Below are 16,571 nucleotides of genomic sequence, written 5' to 3'. Positions count from 1 at the left end.
CCGGCATCACGGCATTACTGGGAGGATTTCATGGATCGCAGGACCGTATTGAAGGGACTGGCCGGCGCGGGCGGTTTGGCATTGACCGGCCTCTCGGCCCCCGCCATCGCGCAAGGCGCATCAGCGCGCACTCTGCGCTTCGTGCCGCAGGCCAATCTCGCCAATTTCGATCCGATCTGGGGCACGCAATATGTCGTGCGCAATGCCGCGGCGCTGGTCTGGGACACGCTCTACGGTATCGACGCGCAGCTTCAGCCGCAGCGCCAGATGGTCGAATCCGAGGAGACCTCCGACGACGGCAAGATTTGGACATTCAAGCTCCGTCCGGGTCTCAAGTTCCACGACGGCGAGCCGGTGCTGGCCAAGGACGTCGTTGCGAGCCTGTCGCGCTGGGCCGCGCGCGATCCGATGGGGCTGATGATCAAGGCGCTGCAGCAGGAGATCACCGCCGTCGACGACCGCACCTTCAAATGGGTCCTCAAGCAGCCTTTCCCGAAGATGCTGTACGCGCTGGCCAAGAACAACTCGCCGTGCGGCTTCATCATGCCGGAGCGCATCGCGCAGACCGACCCGTTCAAGCAGATCACCGACTATGTCGGCTCCGGGCCGATGAAGTTCGCCAAGGGCGAGTGGGTGCCCGGCGCAAAGGCGGTGTTCGAGAAGTTCACCGATTACGTGCCGCGGCAAGAGAAGGCATCCTGGCTCGCGGGCGGCAAGCAGATCCTGGTCGATCGCGTGGAGTGGGTGGTGATGCCGGATCCGGCCACCGCTGCGGCCGCCTTGCAGAACGGCGAGGTCGATTGGTGGGAGAACCCGATCGCCGATCTCGTGCCCGTGCTGAAGAAGAACAAGAACATCAGCGTCGATATCGGCGATCCCCTCGGCAATATCGGCTCGTTCCGCATGAACCATATGTTCGCGCCGTTCAACGACGTGCGGGCGCGGCGTGCGGTGCTGATGGCGCTCAGCCAGGAAGACTATATGCGCGCGATCGTCGGCGACGACAACGCATTGTGGAAGCCGCTGCCCGGCTTCTTCACGCCTGATACCCCGCTCTACAGCGAGATGGGCGGCGAGATCCTGAAGGGCAAGCGCGACTTCGACGCCGCCAAGAAGCTGCTGGCCGAGAGCGGCTATTCCGGCCAGCCGGTGACGTGTCTCGTCGCGCAGGATCAGCCGATCACGAAGGCGCAAGGCGACGTCACCGCGGACCTCCTGAAGAAACTCGGCATGAATGTCGACTTCGTCGCCACCGATTGGGGCACCGTCGGCTCCCGTCGCGCCGCAAAGACGCCCCCGGGACAGGGCGGCTGGAACATGTTCCACAGCTGGCACGCCGGCGCCGATTGCATTACGCCCGCTGCTTACACCGCCATCCGCGCCAATGGCGACAAGGCCTGGTTCGGCTGGCCCAATAGCCCGAACACCGAGAAGGAGATCACATCCTGGTTCGACGCCAAGAATCTCGAGGAAGAGAAGGCGGCGATCGGGCGGGTCAACAAGGCAGCGATCGAGGATGTCGTCTACGCGCCGACGGGCTTCTTCCTGACCTACACGGCCTGGCGCAAGAACGTCTCCGGCATCACCAAGGGGCCGCTGCCGTTCTTCTGGGGCGTGTCGAAGTCTGCTTGATGCTACGCTGAGGCCAGATGCTCTCTTACATCCTCCGTCGCATCGTCGCGACCTTGCCGGTGATGGCGATCGTCGCGCTGTTCGTGTTCAGCCTGCTCTACATCGCGCCGGGCGATCCGGCCGTGGTGATCGCGGGCGACCAGGCGAGCCCGGAGGATGTGGAGCGCATCCGCCAGAGCCTCGGCCTCGACCGTCCGTTCCTGGTCCAGTTCGGCAGCTGGGTCTGGCGCATCCTGCACGGCGATCTCGGCACCTCGATCTTCACCAATTTGCCGGTGTCGGCGATGATCGGCCAGCGCTTAGGGCCGACGCTGTCGCTGATGATCGTCACGTTGCTGCTGACGATCGTGGTGGCCGTGCCGCTCGGCGTGGTGGCGGCGTGGAAGGCCGGCAGCCTGATCGACCGCATCATCATGGGCTTTGCCGTGTTCGGCTTCTCGCTACCCGTGTTCGTGGTCGGCTACATGCTCGCCTACATCTTCGCGCTCGAACTCGAATGGCTCCCGGTGCAGGGCTATACGCCGCTCAACCAAGGCTTCTGGCCGTGGCTGGAAAATCTGATCCTGCCGGCGATCGCGCTCGGCTGCGTCTATATCGCGCTGGTCGCGCGCATCACCCGCGCCGCCATGCTTGAAGTGCTGCAGCAGGACTATATCCGCACGGCCAAGGCCAAGGGCCTCGGGCAGGGCGGCATCCTGTTCATTCACGCGCTGAAGAATGCGGCGGTGCCGATTGTGACCGTGATCGGGATCGGCATCGCGCTCCTGATCGGTGGCGCGGTGGTGACTGAAAGCGTGTTCGCGATCCCCGGTCTCGGCCGGCTCACGATCGATGCGATCCTGCGTCGCGACTATCCCGTGATCCAGGGCATCGTGCTGCTGTTCAGCTTCGTCTACGTCCTCGTCAATCTGATGATCGACGTCATCTATACGCTCGTTGACCCGAGGATCCGCTATTGACCGATACGACCGTCAATCCGCAATCGCTCCCGGCCGGCCTCGTCCTTGCGCCACAGCTGCCTGAGATCCTCCGGCCGGTCACGATCCGGCGCGGCTTCATCGGGCTGTTGCGCGGCCATCCCACCGTTGCGATCGGCGGTGCGCTACTGCTGATGCTGGTCCTGATCGCGATCTTCGCGCCCTATCTCTGGACGGTGGACCCGACCGCGCTCGCGCCCGCCAAGCGGACGCGCGCGCCGTCGGCGGATTTCTGGTTCGGTACCGACGTGCTCGGCCGCGACATCTATTCGCGTGTGCTGTTTGGCGCGCGCGTGTCGCTCACGGTCGGGCTTTCAGTTGCCATATTCGCATCCGCGGCCGGCCTTGCCATCGGCATGGTCTCGGGCTTCATCCGCTGGGCCGACGGCATTTTGATGCGCTTCATGGACGGCTTGATGTCGATCCCGCCGATCCTGCTCGCGATCGCGCTGATGGCCTTGACCCGCGGCAGCGTCGGCAACGTCATCCTCGCCATCACTGTTGCCGAGATCCCGCGCGTCTCGCGCCTCGTCCGCAGCGTCGTGCTGTCGCTGCGCGAGCAGCCCTATGTGGATGCGGCCGTGGCCTGCGGCACGCGCACGCCGATGATCATCCTGCGCCACATCCTGCCCAACACGGTGGCGCCGATGTTGGTGCAGGCGACCTATATCTGCGCCAGCGCCATGATCACCGAGGCGATCCTCTCCTTCATCGGCGCCGGCACGCCGCCGACCATTCCGTCCTGGGGCAATATCATGGCCGAGGGCCGCGCGCTGTGGCAGGTCAAGCCCTACATCGTGTTCTTCCCGGCAGCCTTCCTGTCCGTCACGGTTCTCGCCGTGAATTTGCTTGGCGACGGCCTTCGCGATGCGCTCGATCCGCGCATGGCCAAGAGCCTCTGATGGATCGAGGCTGACCCGCGATGGCGCTGCTCGAAGTCGAAAACCTCCAGACCCATTTCCGCACTCCCGGCGGCATCAACCGCGCGGTCGACGGCGTGTCCTTCCATGTCAACGAGGGCGAGACGCTCGCCATCGTCGGCGAGTCCGGCTGCGGCAAGTCGGTGACCTCGATGTCGCTGATGCGGCTGATCCCGGAGCCGCCGGGCAGGATCGCGGGCGCCATCCGTTTTGCGGGCAGGGACCTCCTGCAACTCTCCGATCGCGAGATGCGCGCCATTCGCGGTAACGACATCTCGATGATCTTTCAGGAGCCGATGACCAGCCTCAATCCGGTCCTGACCGTCGGCCGCCAGATCCGCGAGACGCTGATGATCCATCAGGGCCTCGACAAGCAGGCCGCCGAGGCGCACGCGATCGAGATGTTGACACTGGTCGGCATTCCCGAACCAAAGCGGAGGGTGCGCGAATATCCGCATCAGCTCTCCGGCGGCATGCGTCAGCGCGTCATGATCGCCATTGCGCTCGCCTGCAATCCCAAGCTTCTCATTGCCGACGAGCCGACCACCGCGCTCGACGTGACGATCCAGGCGCAGATCCTCAAGCTGATGCTGGACCTGAAGCGCCGGGTTGGTGCGGCCATCATCCTGATCACCCATGATCTCGGCGTCGTCGCCGAGATCGCCGAACGGGTCATGGTGATGTATGCCGGCCGCAAGGTCGAGGAGGCCCCTGTGGCCGAGCTGTTCCGTTCGCCGCGCCACCCCTATACGCAAGGCCTGTTAGGCGCGGTGCCGCGGCTCGGCTCGTCGCTAACAGGCGCGGCAAGGCGGCTTGCCGAGATTCCCGGGCAGGTGCCCGATCTCAGGAAGCCGATCACCGGCTGCGTCTTCGCCGGCCGCTGTGCGCTTGCGACCGATCTGTGCCGGCAATATGCACCGGGGCTCGAAGAGAAGGGGCCTCGTCACATCGCCGCCTGCCATTATGCGGCCAAGGGAGCCGTCGCGGCATGAGTGCTCCGCTGCTCCAGGTCAACGACCTCAAGAAGCATTTTCCGGTCAAGAGGGGCCTGTTCAATCGCAAGCCCGAATTCGTCTATGCGGTCGACGGCGTCTCCTTCGAGATCGCGCGCGGCGAGACGCTGTCGCTGGTCGGCGAGTCCGGCTGCGGCAAGTCGACGGTCGGCCGCGCCATCCTGCGGCTGTTCGACATCACTGCAGGCCAGGTGATCCTCGACGGCCAGCGCATCGACGACGCCGCGCCAAGCACGATGCGCCAGATGCGCCGGCGCGTGCAGGTGGTGTTCCAGGATCCGTTCTCCAGCCTCAATCCGCGCATGCGCGTGCGCGACATCCTGGCCGAGCCGATCCGCAATTTCGGCCTCGCCAAATCCGCGGAAGATCTCGAGGTCCGCGTCACGTCGCTGATGGACACAGTGCGCCTGCCGCGCGAGGCGCTGAACCGCCGGCCGCACGAGTTCTCCGGCGGCCAGCGCCAGCGTATCGGCATTGCGCGGGCGCTCGCGGCCGAGCCCGAGCTGATCGTCTGCGACGAGGCGGTCTCGGCGCTCGACGTCTCAGTCAAGGCGCAGATCGTTAATTTGCTGCAGGATCTCCAGCGCGAGTTCGGCCTCGCGCTTTTGTTCATCAGCCATGACCTCGCGATCGTCGAGCACATGACCCATCGCGTCGCCGTGATGTATCTCGGCAAGATCGTCGAGGTCGCCCCGCGCCGTGAGATCTTTGCCGCGCCAAGGCATCCCTACACCAAGGCGCTGCTTTCGGCCGTGCCGCTGCCCGAACCCGGCGCCCAGCGCAATCCCATCATCCTCAAGGGCGACGTGCCGAGCCCGATCAATCCGCCAAAGGGCTGCCGCTTCCACACCCGCTGTCCGTTCGTGTTCGATCGCTGCCGGGTCGAAGAGCCGGTGCTGCGCGCGGCGGGAGACGAGCAGTGGGTGGCCTGTCATCTCGACGAGGGCGCTGCAGCGATGAGCAGCTGAAGGGCGAGATTCGCGTCGAAAATTCGTCAACGAAAACAACCCCGTTCTACTGTGCATGGGGTTGTTTTCGCACTTTCGATGAGGCCGGCCTCACCCCTGCCGGCGCAGGAAGCCGGTAATCGTGACCTTTTCCCAGATGTCGGCAGCGGCAAAGGGATCGGCGTGATTGAAGGCCTCGACCTCGCTGCGGCCCGGCGCCTCGATCAAGAACAGGCTGCCGATCATGGTCTGACCATCGTCGGAGACCAGCGGTCCCGACATCACGATCTTGACGCCGAAGCGCGAGGTGTCGCTCAGGAAAGTTTTGTGGGCGTCGTAATTGGCGAGCCGGGTCGGCAGCGCGCCGGCGCGGTCGACGGCGTGGATGGCGAACAGCATGATGGTCTCCGTTTCTTAAGATCGGTTCTTGGGGCGGTCGCCGAGGCGACCGTCCGGACGTGATGGTTGGATTTACTTGGCGCTGAGCTTGCTGGCGTCCTCGAAGGTCGGGCAGGTCCGCTGCTCCAGCGGCACGTCGAACGGCTTGTAGTTGTCCTTGGTGATGACGGTCGGCTTCAGCACGATCTCGTTGATGACAGGCTGGTTGCGCAAGGCGCGGATCGCCATCATGGTGCCGAGGCAGCCTTGCGCAAAGCCGTTGTAGTCGCCGCTCGCCAGCAGCTTGCCGGACTTGATCGCGTCGATCGCCTCCTTGGTGCCGTTGATGCCGATCACCTGCGCCTTGCGATTGGCGCCGTCGAGCGCCTCGATCGCGCCGACCGCCATGGCGTCGTTGGCAGCGAGCACGCCGTCGATCTGCGAATTCGACTGCATCAAATTCTCCATCACCTGGAGCGCCTGCAGCCGCTGATAGTTGCCGGGCTGCGAGGCCAAGAGCTTGGCGCCGGGCGCTTCCTTCAGCGCGTCGTTGAAGCCGCGGACGCGATCGACATTGGTCAGCGAGCCCTTGACACCCTCGATGATGACGATGTTGCCCTTGCCACCGAGCGTCTTGAGCAGGAAGCGCGCGGTCTCCAGGCCAAGGCTGTAATCATCGGCACCGACGAAGGACAGGAATTTGCCGCCGGCGGAGCGGTCAGTGATGTTGACGACGGGGATCTTGGCCTCGTTGATCTTCTCGACGCCCGGCACCATCGCCTTGTAGTCGACCGGCGTGAAGACGATCGCGCTCGGCTTCTTCACGACGACGTCCTCGATCTGGCTGAGCTGCTCGGGAATCGAATCCGGCTTGGTCGGGATGTATTGCAGCGTCTTCGCGTTCAGCGTCTTCGCCATGTTGTCGGCGCCGACCCGCACCGTCTGGAAGAACGGATTGGTCTGGTTCTTGGTGAAGACGGCGATGGTCTCGCCGTCGGCCCGCGCCTGCGTCGTGAACGCCGCCGCCATCAGCAGCGGCAGCGCGAGATATCCCAGCTTCTGTTTCATGTTGCCTCCATCCCTCATTTTGCTTGTTGGATTGTTAGAACTCATTGCGCGCGGCGCCGGGTCTTCATGTCGAGCCAGACCGCGAGAATGACGATGATGCCTGTCACGAGTGGCTGCCAGTTGGCGCTGACCGACAGCAGGTTCATGCCGTTCAGCACCAAGGTCAGGATCAGCGCGCCGATGAAGGTGCCGAATACGGTGCCGACACCGCCGAACAGCGAGGTGCCGCCGATCAGCACCGCCGCGATCGCCGGCAGCGTCAGGCTCTCGCCGATGTCGGCCTCGGCCGAATTGAGCCGCGACAGGAAGATGATCGAGGCCAGTCCCGCCATGGTGCCGGAGACGGCATAGACCAGCAGCAGACGCCGCGCGACGGGAATGCCGGAGAGCCGCGCCGCGACCGGATTGGCGCCGATCGCATAGATCTCCTGGCCCCAAACCGTGCGCTGGGCGAAGAATGTCCCGATCCCGAGGAACACCAGCAGCAGGTAGACCGGGATCGGCAGGCCGAACAGATAGCCGCTGCCGATCTGGCGGAAGCCCGCGGGGAAGCCGTGCAGCGTCTCGCCCGCCATGTACCAATAGGTGAGGCCGTTCAGCACCCAGAGCATGCCGTAAGTGGCGATGAAGGAGGGGATGCGCAGCGCGGTGACCATGATGCCGTTGAGCAGGCCAACGATGCCGCCGCAGGCAAGCCCGGTGAGGATGCCGAGCGCCGGCGAGCCGGTCTTGTGGATCACGGTGCCGGCGATACAGGCGGATAGCGCGACATTGGCGCCGACGGAGAGGTCGAGGCCGGCGGTCAGCACCACCAGCGTCAGGCCGGAGGCGATGAAGAAGGTCAGGCTCGCCTGGCGGAGTACGTTGAGGATGTTGCCGAGGCTCAGGAAGGAATCGCTGAGCACGGCGAGCACCGCGCAGATCAGAAACGCCGCCAGCAGGCGGTAGAACACCTGGATCGCATCCTGCGACAGGAAGGAGCGGGCCGGCATGATCGCCTCTTTGGTGATGTCGGTCATGCGCGGCTCCGGAGGCCATCGAGGAACAGGGCGACGATGACGAGCACGCCGACGCTTGCGACCTGCACCGAGGACGGCAGCGAGATCAGATTCAGCCCGTTGCGCAGCACGCCGACGGAGAGAACGCCGAGCAAGGTGCCAAGCAGCCAGCCATTGCCGCGCTCGAACGAAGTGCCGCCGACGGCAACGGCTGCGATGGCGTCGAATTCCAGCCCGAGGCCGGCGGTGGGATGGCCGGAATTCATCCGCGCGGTCATCAACAGGCCGGCGATGCCGGCCATGGCACCGCCGATCGCATAGACCGCGATCAGCAGCTTGTTCGGCGAAAGACCGGCATAGCGCAGCGCCTCACGGTTACCGCCGAGTGCGAAGATGTAAGTGCCGAAGCGGGTGTGATAGAGCAGGCCGTGGAATGCCGCATAGGTGACGAGCGCCATCACGATCGGCACGGGCACACCCAGAAGCGTCGCGGAATAGATATCGCGCACGCTGTGGGAGATACCCACCACGCTCTGGCCGTCGCTGACGATCAGTGACAGACCCTGCGCCATGCCGAGCGTCCCTAGCGTTGCGACGAAGGGCGGAATGCCCAGGATCGCAACTAGCCAGCCGTTGGCGACGCCGAAGGCGGTGCCGACCAGCAGGCCGGCACCGAGGCCGAGCAGCATCGATTTGGTCGCGAGCGACACGATGGCGACGCAGAGCGAGGTCAGCGTCAGCACCGCGCCCATCGACAGGTCCAGCCCCTCGGTCATGATGATCAGCGTCATCGGCAACGCGAGCATGGTCAGGATGGTGGACTGCACCAGGACATTGGAGAGGTTGGCGACTGACAGGAAGCCGGGCGCGATCACGCTGAATAGCGCGATCAGGAGCACCAGCACGATGGCAACGCCGGGAATCCGTTGCAGCGGATTCGGTGCCGAGACGATCGCGGCTTCACGCATGGTGCATCCCCAGTCGCACGATGTTCTCCTCGGTCAGTTCGTTGCGCGTCAGGTGCCCGGCGATGCGCCCCTCGCGCATCACATAGGCGCGGTCGCAGACATGGCAGATCTCGATCTGCTCGGACGAGATCATGAGAGCTGCGGCGCCTTCCGCGACGAGGCGGTCAATCAGCGCAAAAATCTCGGATTTGGCGCCAATGTCGATGCCGCGCGTCGGCTCATCGAAGATGAAAAGCTTCGAGCCAGCCGCGAGCCACTTGCCGATCACGACCTTCTGCTGGTTGCCGCCGGAGAGCAGGCCGACGGTCTGCCGCGCGCTCGGTGTCGCGATGCGCAGCTGCCTGATCAGACCGTCGGCGGTGCGCTGTGCGGCGCGCTGGTCGAACAGGCCACTCGGGAACAGCTTTCGCAGCGCCGACACCACGAGATTGTCGCTCACCGAGCGCAGCAGCGCGAGGCCCTCGCTCTTGCGGCTCTCCGGGATCAGCGCGATGCCGCGGCGGGCGGCAAGGTCAGGCTCGCCGGAAATGGTCTTGCCGTCGAAGATGATCTCGCCCGATGTCACGGGATCGGCGCCGAAGATGGCGCGCGCGACCTCGCTGCGGCCGGAACCGACCAGGCCACACAGGCCGACGATCTCGCCCCGGCGCACCTCGATGTTGATATCGGAGATGCCGGTCGCGGAGCTCAGGCCCTTGACTTCCAGCAGCAGCTCGCCCGGCTTGTCGGCGAAATGCCTGGGATAGGTCATGTCGACGTTGCGGCCAACCATCATGCGCACCAGCTGGTCCGGCGTGACGTCGGCGGGCCGGACGCCGTCGATGCGGCGGCCGTCGCGCAGCACGGTGATACGATCGCCGAGCGCGAACACCTCGGCCATGCGGTGCGAGATGTAGACGATGGACACGCCATCGGCCTTCAGCCGCGCGATCAGTTCGAACAGCAGCTCGGTCTCGCGGTCGGACAACGCGGCGGTCGGCTCGTCCATGACGAGAATGCGTGCGTTCTGGCTGATCGCTTTGGCGATCTCGACCATCTGCTGCTGCGCGACGCCGAGCTTGTCGACGGTCGTCGAAGGATCGATGTCGAATCCGATCGTGCCGAGCACGCGCTTCGCATCGGCCAGGATCTTGCGGCGGTCGATGGTGCCGGGGATGCGTCCCCCAGGCTCGCGTCCCAGGAAGATGTTCTGGGCGATGTCGAGATAGGGGACCAGCGAGAATTCCTGGAAGATCACGGCAATGCCGAGCTTCTGCGCATCCGCCGTCGATGAGATCGCGACCTTCTTTCCCTCATAATAGAACTCGCCGGCGTCGGCGCGATAGGCGCCGCACAGCACCTTCATCAGGCTCGACTTGCCGGCGCCGTTCTCGCCGAGCAGCATGTGGACTTCGCCGGGGTAGACGGCAAAGGACACGTCGTCCAGCGCCTTGACGCCAGGAAATTCCTTGCTGATGCCGCGCAGCTCCAAGAGCGGCGTTGGCGAGGTGACCTCGATCGGGAGCGCGTCGCTCATGCCATGTCACTCATGCGTTGGCTCCGCTCGCAAATATCTTTCCGGGATTCATCAGACCATTTGGATCGAGCGCGGTCTTGATCGACCGCATCACGTCGACGGCCTCGCCGAGCTCGTCGGTGAGATAGTCGATCTTGCCGAGCCCGATGCCGTGCTCGCCGGTGCAGGTGCCGTCCATGGCGATGGCGCGGGCGACCATGCGGGCCTGCAGCACCTTGGCGCCTTCGGACTCTTCAGGCTTGTTGGGATCGATCAGGATCAGCATGTGAAAATTGCCGTCGCCGACATGGCCGACGATCGGCGCTGTGAAGCCATGCTGGTCGGCATCGCGGCGCGTCTCGGTCAGGCACTCCGCCAGCCGCGAGATCGGCACGCAGACGTCGGTGATCACCGCGCGCGCACCTGGCCGCAGGCCGAGGCCGGCATAGAGCGTGTTGTCGCGCGCGTGCCAGAGCCGGTTGCGGTCTTCCTGTGCCTTGGCCCAGGCAAAGCCGTGACCGCCATGATCGGTGGCGATCGCCTGCGCGGCTTCGGCCTGCTCGGCGACGGAGGATTCGGAGCCGTGAAATTCGAAGAACAGGGTCGGCGCCTCGCGATAGCCGAGCTTGGCGTACGCATTGATGCCGCGCATCATGACGTCGTCGAGCAGCTCGATGCGCGCTACGGGAATCGCGGACTGGATCACGGAGATCGCGGTATCGACGGCGTCGTGCAGGGTGTCGAAGCTGCAGACCGCTGCCGAGATCGCCTGCGGCACCGGGTGCACCTTCAGCGTGATCTCGGTGATGACGCCCAGCGTTCCCTCCGCGCCGACGAACATACGCGTCAAATCATAACCGGCCGCCGACTTGCGCGCGCGCCTGGCAGTGCGGATGATGCGGCCATCGGCGAGCACCACCTCCAGCGCCATGACGTTGTCCTTCATGGTACCGTAGCGCACGGCCATGGTGCCGGAGGCGCGCGTCGATGTCATGCCGCCGATCGAGGCGTCGGCGCCGGGATCAATCGGGAAGAACAGGCCGGTGTTACGCAGCTCCGCGTTGAGCTGCTTGCGCGTGATGCCGGGCTGCACCACGACATCCATGTCGCTGTCGTGCACGGCCAGCACCTTGTTCATGCGCGCGAAGTCGAGACAGACGCCGCCCGCGACTGCGGCCGCGTTGCCTTCAAGAGAGGTCCCGGCGCCGAACGGGACGATCGGCATGCCTGCGCTGGCGCACAGTTTCACGATCTCGGCGACCTCCTGCGTCGTCTCAGGGAAGACGACGATGTCGGGCGGCAGATTGCGATAATGCGACTCGCTCTGTCCGTGCTGATCGAGCACGCCGCGCGCAACGCTCGCGCGCGGACCGATCATGCCGGTGAGGCGATCGGCCAATATGCTCGTGCTGACCCGCGGTCCCATCCTCAGCTCCCGTCTACTCCCTATGGCCGGACTCTTGTTGGTCCGTCGTCCAGCTTAAGCGGCTCTCGCGTTGCTCGCGACCTGCTTCACGCCGAAATCGTAGTTGAGATGAAAATACTCGCGCTCGACCATGCGACCATCCGGCGCACGGCCGGCCGGATGTCGGACGAAGTCGCGGATCAGGCTGTCCTTGACGCCGAACACCACGTCGCTGTCGAGATACTGATCGCCGGCGACGAACACATGCGTCACCAAGTGCTCGAAACCGGGCGCCGAAATCATGAAATGCACATGGGCGGGACGCCAGGGATGGCGACCCTGCGCCTCCAGCATGTCGCCAACCGGGCCGTCATGCGGAATGGGATAGGCGGCCGGCTTGATCGACCAGAAATGGAAGCGGCCATTGGCATCGGTGTGGAAGCGCGCGCGCATGGCGAGATCGCCGATGGCATCGAGCTGCTGCACGTCGTAATAGCCGTCATCGTCGGAATGCCAGACGTCCACGACGGCGCCAGCGAGCGGCTTGCCGTCGACGGTCGAGACCGAGCCGGTGACCAGCAGCGGATCACCCTCCATCGGGCCGGAGATATCGGCGCCGCTGTCCTTCTCTGGCGCGGCCTGAACGAAGAACGGCCCGAGCACAGTGGTCTCGGTCGCGCCCTCCGGCACCGGATGGTTGATGGCGTCGACCAGCATGGAGACGCCGAGCGTATCCGACAGCAGGATGAATTCCTGGCGCTTGTCGTCGCACATGTGGCCGGTGCGGGTCAGGAAGTCGATGCCGAACTCCCACTCCTTCTGGGTCGGCCGCACCTCGCGGACAAAGGCGTGCAGGTGGCGCACCAGCGCCTCGCTGACCTCTTTGATCCGCGGATCGGTCGCGCCCGCGATGCGCTCCAGCACCGCATCCGTGATCGTGGTCTCGTTGAAATTGCGCATCAGTGTCTCCGCCGATCAGAGTTTGGGCTCGCCGAGGCCGGACAGCCGTTCGAGATGCTTGACGGTCGCGATGAAGTCGGTGTCGCCGTCGCCTTGTGCGACCAGCGCGCCATAGGTCTCGCGCACTTGGGCTGCGAGCTGCAGCGGCACGCCGACGGCATGGCCGGCACCTAGGATGAGGTCGAGATCCTTGGCCATCTGCTTGCAGGAGAAGGTGGACTCGAAATCGCGGCTGCGCAGCGGCGCGGTCTTGTACTTCACCATGGGAGAGGCGACCGCACTGTCGTCGAGCACCTTCAAGATGTCCTGCCAGGCGATGCCGCCCTTGCGGGCCAGCGCCAGGCTCTCGGCCATCATCGCCGCGGACACGGCGATCATCAGGTTGACCGAGAGTTTTGCGTAGCGCGCTTCCTCGGCTGGCCCGAGATAGGTCTGGGCGCGGGTGAAGGCGGCGAACAGCGGCTTTGCGCTTTCGAAGACGTCCTTCGGCCCCGAGACGAAGCAGGTCAGCGCGCCCGTATGAACGATGCTGGCATTGCCGGAGACCGGCGCACGCAGATAGGCGATGCCGCGCGCCTGGACGGCGGCTGCAACTTCGTTGGAAGCGTCGACGCTGACGGTGCTGGTCTCGATTAGGACGGCTCCAGGCGCCATCGCGGCGATGAGGCCGGTCGGGCCGAGCAACGCGCCGCGCAAGGCCGCATCATCGGGCAGGGACGTGAAGACAGCGGCCTTGCCGCTCACCGCCTCGGCCGGCGATGCCGCAATCGAAATGCCCTGTGCGCGCGCTTCGTCCAGCCGCGCCGCGCTCCGATCGAACGCGGTGACAGTGTAGCCAGCCTTGGCGACGAGCGCCGACATCGGCAGGCCCATCTTGCCGATCCCGATGAAAGCGATGTTTTTCGAGGTATCTGCCATTGTTGTTGTCCGTTGGCGCCTCAGGCGACGCGTCCCTGTCGTTCGATGTCCTGCACCAGCCGCCGGCCGGATTGCGCCAGCAGCTGTTTCTTTGTTTCCAGCCCGTCAACCAGCAACTGGCCGTTCCGCTTCTTCCAGGCGCCGCCGATCATCACGGACTCGATATTGGCGAGGCTCGTCTGCATCAGCACGGTTGCGACGGGATCGTGCACCGGGACGAGATTGAGATCGGAGGCGTTGATGATGACGAGATCGGCGAGCTTGCCCGGTGCTAGCGAGCCGATCTGGTGTTCGCGGCCGAGCATGCGGGCGCCTTCCGTCGTGATCCAGCGCAGCGCCTCGCGGACGGGAATCGTGGTCGTTGCCGGAATGGCGCCATTCGCTTGACGAGCCTCGGCATTGTCGAGCGCCCGCTGCATCGATAGCGCGATGCGGGCGGCGGAGAAGAGATCGCCGGCCAGGACGGATTCGAGGTCGATGCCGATGGTCGGGCGAACGCCGCGCTTGAGCAGCCGTCCGGTGATCGGAAAGCCGTGGCCCTGGATCATCTCGTTCTCGGGTGTCACCGAAAAGGACACGCCAAGATCGACCAACCGATCCAGGAGATCGTCAGGCAGATCGTTGCCATGCACGATGTTGATGCCGGCGCCGACGAGGCCCGCCTCGATCAGCCTCTCCCAGCCGCCTGGCGTCTTGACCGGTCCGCCGCCCTGATGCATGGAGGCGATCAGCTTGAGCTCCCGCGCCAGGCGGAAGTCATGCATGGCGACATCGAGCGTCGAATAATGCGGGCCGAGGATCGCGAGCCCGAGCGTGACGAGGCCGTCGCGGTCGGCGAGGGGGCCGGCGAGCAACCGCTCGACCTCGCGGCGCGGATGCGGCACCTCCGAGAAATGCGGCTCGCCCGGCTTCGGCTCGGGCTTGGGCGAGCCGTGGAAGAAGGCGGCGCGAATGCCGCTCTCGATCAGGCCGCGCACGGCGGCATCGGTGTGATCGGGCGTCGGATTGTTGTGGCACCAATCGACCAGCGTGGTCGTGCCGCAATTGATCTGGTTCAGCGCGCCGACGAGCGTTGCGATATGAATGTCGTCGGGCCGAAACACGGTGGCGAGGCCGGCATGCATGCGGCGGAAATATTCCAGCAGCGTCCAGTTCGCGGCATAGCCGCGCAAGCCGGTCTGCCAAGTGTGCATGTGCGCGTTGATCAGGCCGGGAATGACGATGCGGCCCTTGCCGTCGATGATCTCTGCATCACCGCTGCCGAGGTCGATCGACGGCCGCACCTCGGCAATACGGCTGCCCTCGACCAGCACATCGCCGGTGCCGAGGTCGCCGATCGCGTCATCCATGCTGATGACGGTGGCAGATTTGATCAGTGTGCGCCGCATCGCCTCACGCCGCCGCTTTGGTCGCGGCCGGCGGCTCGCCGGCCCAGGCACGTGCGATCAGGTCACGGATGGCATTGCGCTCGAGCGGCCGCGGATTCCAGTACGCATTCGTCACCGCGAGATCGGCCGCCTTGTCGATGCCGCTTTCGGGCATGCCGACGTCACGCAGCGCCAGCTTCGCGCCCAAGCGCTTGGCAAGGTCATAAAGCCCCTGTGATGCATCCGCCGAGCCGATCGCGCGCGAGATCCGTGCCATCGCATCCGGCACGGCCGGTGCGTTGTAGGCGAGCGCGTGCGGTAGCACGATGGTGTGCGTTTCGGCATGCGGCAAGTCGAAGGTGCCGCCCAGCGTGTGGCAGAGCTTGTGATGCAGCGCCATGCCGACGGTGCCGAGGCAGACGCCGCAGAGCCAGGCCCCATAGAGGGCTTCGGTGCGGGCCTCGCGGTCGTCGCTCCTGGCGGCGATCACGGGCAGGGCGCGTGCCAGCGCGCGGATGCCTTCTTCCGCCATCAGCGACGTCACGGGATTGGCGTCACGCGCATAGAGCGCTTCCACCGCATGGGCGATGGCGTTGATGCCGGATGTGGCGGCCAGATTCGCCGGCAGCGTCAGGGTGAGGTCGACATCGTAGATCACGGTCTCCGGCAGGATCGCCGGATCGCGCACCGTGGTCTTCAGGCCGTTCTCGGTCTGGCCGACGATCGGCGTCATCTCCGAGCCGGCATAGGTGGTGGGAATGCAGAGCTGGTTGATTCCGGTGCGCAAGGCCAGCGCCTTGCCGAGGCCCGTGGTCGAGCCGCCGCCGAGCGAGACGACGCAATCGGCCGCGCACGCCTTCATCGCGGCGAGCGCCCGCTCCGTGACCTCGACCGGCGTGTGCATGGTCGCGCCGGGAAAGATGCCGGCATAGAGCGAACCGAGTGCCGCCCCCAAGCTCCTGCCTTGCGCCTCCTGCTGCGGCGTCGTCAGCACCAGCGCGCGCGTGCCGCCGAGCCGCTCCACCTCGGCCTTGGCCGACGAAAGCGTTCCGCTGCCGAACACGACGCGGCAGGGCAGGTTTTCAAAGGTGAACGAACCGATCATGCGCCGGTCTCTTTGAAGGGATAATCGACCTGGAAGCGTCCGATCCGCAAGTCGCCCAGCGCCTCGCGCACACGCAGATGTTCCGGATGGTTGGCATAGGCGGAAAGCGCCGCCTGGTCGGTAAATTCGGAGAACAGGACCACGTCGCAGGCATAGTCGACCGCACTGACGTCCACGCCGACTTCGATATGGGTGAGGCCATCGATCCGCCCCTTCAGGCCCTCGAACAGGGTCTTGACCTTGAGGCGGGCGGCGGCGCGCTCCGCAGGCGTCTCCCCACGCAGCCGCCACATCACGATGTGCCTGATCGGGCCCGACATTTCCTGATTTCCTCGCCTGCCATTCTCTTTTGTTGGCTCATTTTGCCTTGCAGAAATCGGAAATAAAGGTCAAAATTTGTAAGTCTCTTTTCCTGTATCA

At 65.2% G+C, this 16,571-nt stretch carries 16 protein-coding genes; 5 read left to right on the top strand and 11 right to left on the bottom strand.

Annotation, left to right across the window (positions count from 1 at the left end; translation table 11 throughout):
- The first annotated feature begins 30 nt into the window (after nt 1-30).
- The 5 genes from IVA79_RS23630 to IVA79_RS23610 are packed head-to-tail and all read left to right on the top strand — an operon-like array spanning nt 31 to nt 5,510.
- Nucleotides 31-1,632: an ABC transporter substrate-binding protein gene (locus tag IVA79_RS23630; RefSeq protein ID WP_247557264.1), complete on the top strand. Its 1,602-nt coding sequence runs from the start codon at nt 31-33 to the stop codon at nt 1,630-1,632.
- A 17-nt stretch (nt 1,633-1,649) separates the two neighbouring features.
- Entirely contained in the window at nt 1,650-2,591 is a 942-nt protein-coding gene (locus IVA79_RS23625; protein ID WP_247557263.1) for an ABC transporter permease, read from the top strand.
- Entirely contained in the window at nt 2,588-3,511 is a 924-nt protein-coding gene (locus IVA79_RS23620; RefSeq protein ID WP_247557262.1) for an ABC transporter permease, read from the top strand. The genes IVA79_RS23625 and IVA79_RS23620 overlap by 4 nt, the downstream gene beginning before the upstream one ends.
- A 20-nt stretch (nt 3,512-3,531) precedes the next feature.
- A complete protein-coding gene (locus IVA79_RS23615) occupies nt 3,532-4,521 on the top strand; it encodes an ABC transporter ATP-binding protein (RefSeq protein ID WP_247557261.1) in 990 nt (329 codons plus the stop codon).
- A complete protein-coding gene (locus tag IVA79_RS23610; protein WP_247557259.1) occupies nt 4,518-5,510 on the top strand; it encodes a dipeptide ABC transporter ATP-binding protein in 993 nt (330 codons plus the stop codon). Before IVA79_RS23615 ends, IVA79_RS23610 begins: the two co-directional genes overlap by 4 nt.
- A 90-nt stretch (nt 5,511-5,600) precedes the next feature.
- Here the strand turns inward: IVA79_RS23610 and IVA79_RS23605 are convergent, their stop codons facing one another.
- From IVA79_RS23605 to IVA79_RS23555, 11 genes are all read right to left on the bottom strand, one after another.
- Nucleotides 5,601-5,888, bottom strand: a complete 288-nt coding sequence (locus IVA79_RS23605) for a YciI family protein (protein WP_247557257.1) — start codon at nt 5,886-5,888, stop codon at nt 5,601-5,603.
- A 72-nt stretch (nt 5,889-5,960) separates the two neighbouring features.
- Nucleotides 5,961-6,935: a sugar ABC transporter substrate-binding protein gene (locus IVA79_RS23600; protein ID WP_247557255.1), complete on the bottom strand. Its 975-nt coding sequence runs from the start codon at nt 6,933-6,935 to the stop codon at nt 5,961-5,963.
- A gap of 41 nt (nt 6,936-6,976) precedes the next feature.
- Nucleotides 6,977-7,954 carry an ABC transporter permease gene (locus IVA79_RS23595; RefSeq protein WP_247557253.1) on the bottom strand — a complete coding sequence of 326 codons (978 nt, stop codon included), beginning with the start codon at nt 7,952-7,954 and terminating at the stop codon, nt 6,977-6,979.
- Nucleotides 7,951-8,901, bottom strand: a complete 951-nt coding sequence (locus IVA79_RS23590) for an ABC transporter permease (protein WP_247557251.1) — start codon at nt 8,899-8,901, stop codon at nt 7,951-7,953. The genes IVA79_RS23595 and IVA79_RS23590 overlap by 4 nt, the downstream gene beginning before the upstream one ends.
- Nucleotides 8,894-10,417: a sugar ABC transporter ATP-binding protein gene (locus IVA79_RS23585; protein ID WP_247557249.1), complete on the bottom strand. Its 1,524-nt coding sequence runs from the start codon at nt 10,415-10,417 to the stop codon at nt 8,894-8,896. Before IVA79_RS23585 ends, IVA79_RS23590 begins: the two co-directional genes overlap by 8 nt.
- 10 nt (nt 10,418-10,427) lie before the next feature.
- Nucleotides 10,428-11,822: an FAD-linked oxidase C-terminal domain-containing protein gene (locus IVA79_RS23580; RefSeq protein WP_247557247.1), complete on the bottom strand. Its 1,395-nt coding sequence runs from the start codon at nt 11,820-11,822 to the stop codon at nt 10,428-10,430.
- Between the two features lie 54 nt (nt 11,823-11,876).
- Nucleotides 11,877-12,761 (bottom strand): intradiol ring-cleavage dioxygenase, encoded by an 885-nt coding sequence (locus IVA79_RS23575; protein WP_247557244.1) that lies wholly within the window; start codon nt 12,759-12,761, stop codon nt 11,877-11,879.
- 15 nt (nt 12,762-12,776) lie between these two features.
- On the bottom strand, nt 12,777-13,679 hold the full coding sequence (locus IVA79_RS23570; protein WP_247557242.1) for an NAD(P)-dependent oxidoreductase: 903 nt from the start codon (nt 13,677-13,679) through the stop codon (nt 12,777-12,779).
- Nucleotides 13,680-13,699: 20 nt separating this feature from the next.
- Nucleotides 13,700-15,067, bottom strand: coding sequence for an amidohydrolase family protein (locus tag IVA79_RS23565; protein WP_247557240.1), 1,368 nt, complete (start codon nt 15,065-15,067; stop codon nt 13,700-13,702).
- A 4-nt stretch (nt 15,068-15,071) separates the two neighbouring features.
- Entirely contained in the window at nt 15,072-16,151 is a 1,080-nt protein-coding gene (locus tag IVA79_RS23560; RefSeq protein WP_247557238.1) for a maleylacetate reductase, read from the bottom strand.
- Nucleotides 16,148-16,471 carry a Dabb family protein gene (locus IVA79_RS23555; RefSeq protein ID WP_247557236.1) on the bottom strand — a complete coding sequence of 108 codons (324 nt, stop codon included), beginning with the start codon at nt 16,469-16,471 and terminating at the stop codon, nt 16,148-16,150. The genes IVA79_RS23560 and IVA79_RS23555 overlap by 4 nt, the downstream gene beginning before the upstream one ends.
- Between the last annotated feature and the right edge of the window lie 100 nt (nt 16,472-16,571).

This window comes from Bradyrhizobium sp. 138 (assembly GCF_023074075.1).
GTDB lineage: Bacteria > Pseudomonadota > Alphaproteobacteria > Rhizobiales > Xanthobacteraceae > Bradyrhizobium.
Note: the sequence above shows the minus strand (reverse complement) of the source record. Positions and strands in the feature narration are given on the sequence as shown.

Coding starts and splice junctions, on each gene's coding strand:
- IVA79_RS23630 (WP_247557264.1), top strand. CDS start 31: ATGGATCGCAGGACCGTATTGAAGGGACTGGCCGGCGCGGGCGGTTTG.
- IVA79_RS23625 (WP_247557263.1), top strand. CDS start 1,650: ATGCTCTCTTACATCCTCCGTCGCATCGTCGCGACCTTGCCGGTGATG.
- IVA79_RS23615 (WP_247557261.1), top strand. CDS start 3,532: ATGGCGCTGCTCGAAGTCGAAAACCTCCAGACCCATTTCCGCACTCCC.
- IVA79_RS23610 (WP_247557259.1), top strand. CDS start 4,518: ATGAGTGCTCCGCTGCTCCAGGTCAACGACCTCAAGAAGCATTTTCCG.
- IVA79_RS23605 (WP_247557257.1), bottom strand. CDS start 5,888: ATGCTGTTCGCCATCCACGCCGTCGACCGCGCCGGCGCGCTGCCGACC.
- IVA79_RS23600 (WP_247557255.1), bottom strand. CDS start 6,935: ATGAAACAGAAGCTGGGATATCTCGCGCTGCCGCTGCTGATGGCGGCG.
- IVA79_RS23595 (WP_247557253.1), bottom strand. CDS start 7,954: ATGACCGACATCACCAAAGAGGCGATCATGCCGGCCCGCTCCTTCCTG.
- IVA79_RS23590 (WP_247557251.1), bottom strand. CDS start 8,901: ATGCGTGAAGCCGCGATCGTCTCGGCACCGAATCCGCTGCAACGGATT.
- IVA79_RS23585 (WP_247557249.1), bottom strand. CDS start 10,417: ATGAGCGACGCGCTCCCGATCGAGGTCACCTCGCCAACGCCGCTCTTG.
- IVA79_RS23580 (WP_247557247.1), bottom strand. CDS start 11,822: ATGGGACCGCGGGTCAGCACGAGCATATTGGCCGATCGCCTCACCGGC.
- IVA79_RS23575 (WP_247557244.1), bottom strand. CDS start 12,761: ATGCGCAATTTCAACGAGACCACGATCACGGATGCGGTGCTGGAGCGC.
- IVA79_RS23570 (WP_247557242.1), bottom strand. CDS start 13,679: ATGGCAGATACCTCGAAAAACATCGCTTTCATCGGGATCGGCAAGATG.
- IVA79_RS23565 (WP_247557240.1), bottom strand. CDS start 15,067: ATGCGGCGCACACTGATCAAATCTGCCACCGTCATCAGCATGGATGAC.
- IVA79_RS23560 (WP_247557238.1), bottom strand. CDS start 16,151: ATGATCGGTTCGTTCACCTTTGAAAACCTGCCCTGCCGCGTCGTGTTC.
- IVA79_RS23555 (WP_247557236.1), bottom strand. CDS start 16,471: ATGTCGGGCCCGATCAGGCACATCGTGATGTGGCGGCTGCGTGGGGAG.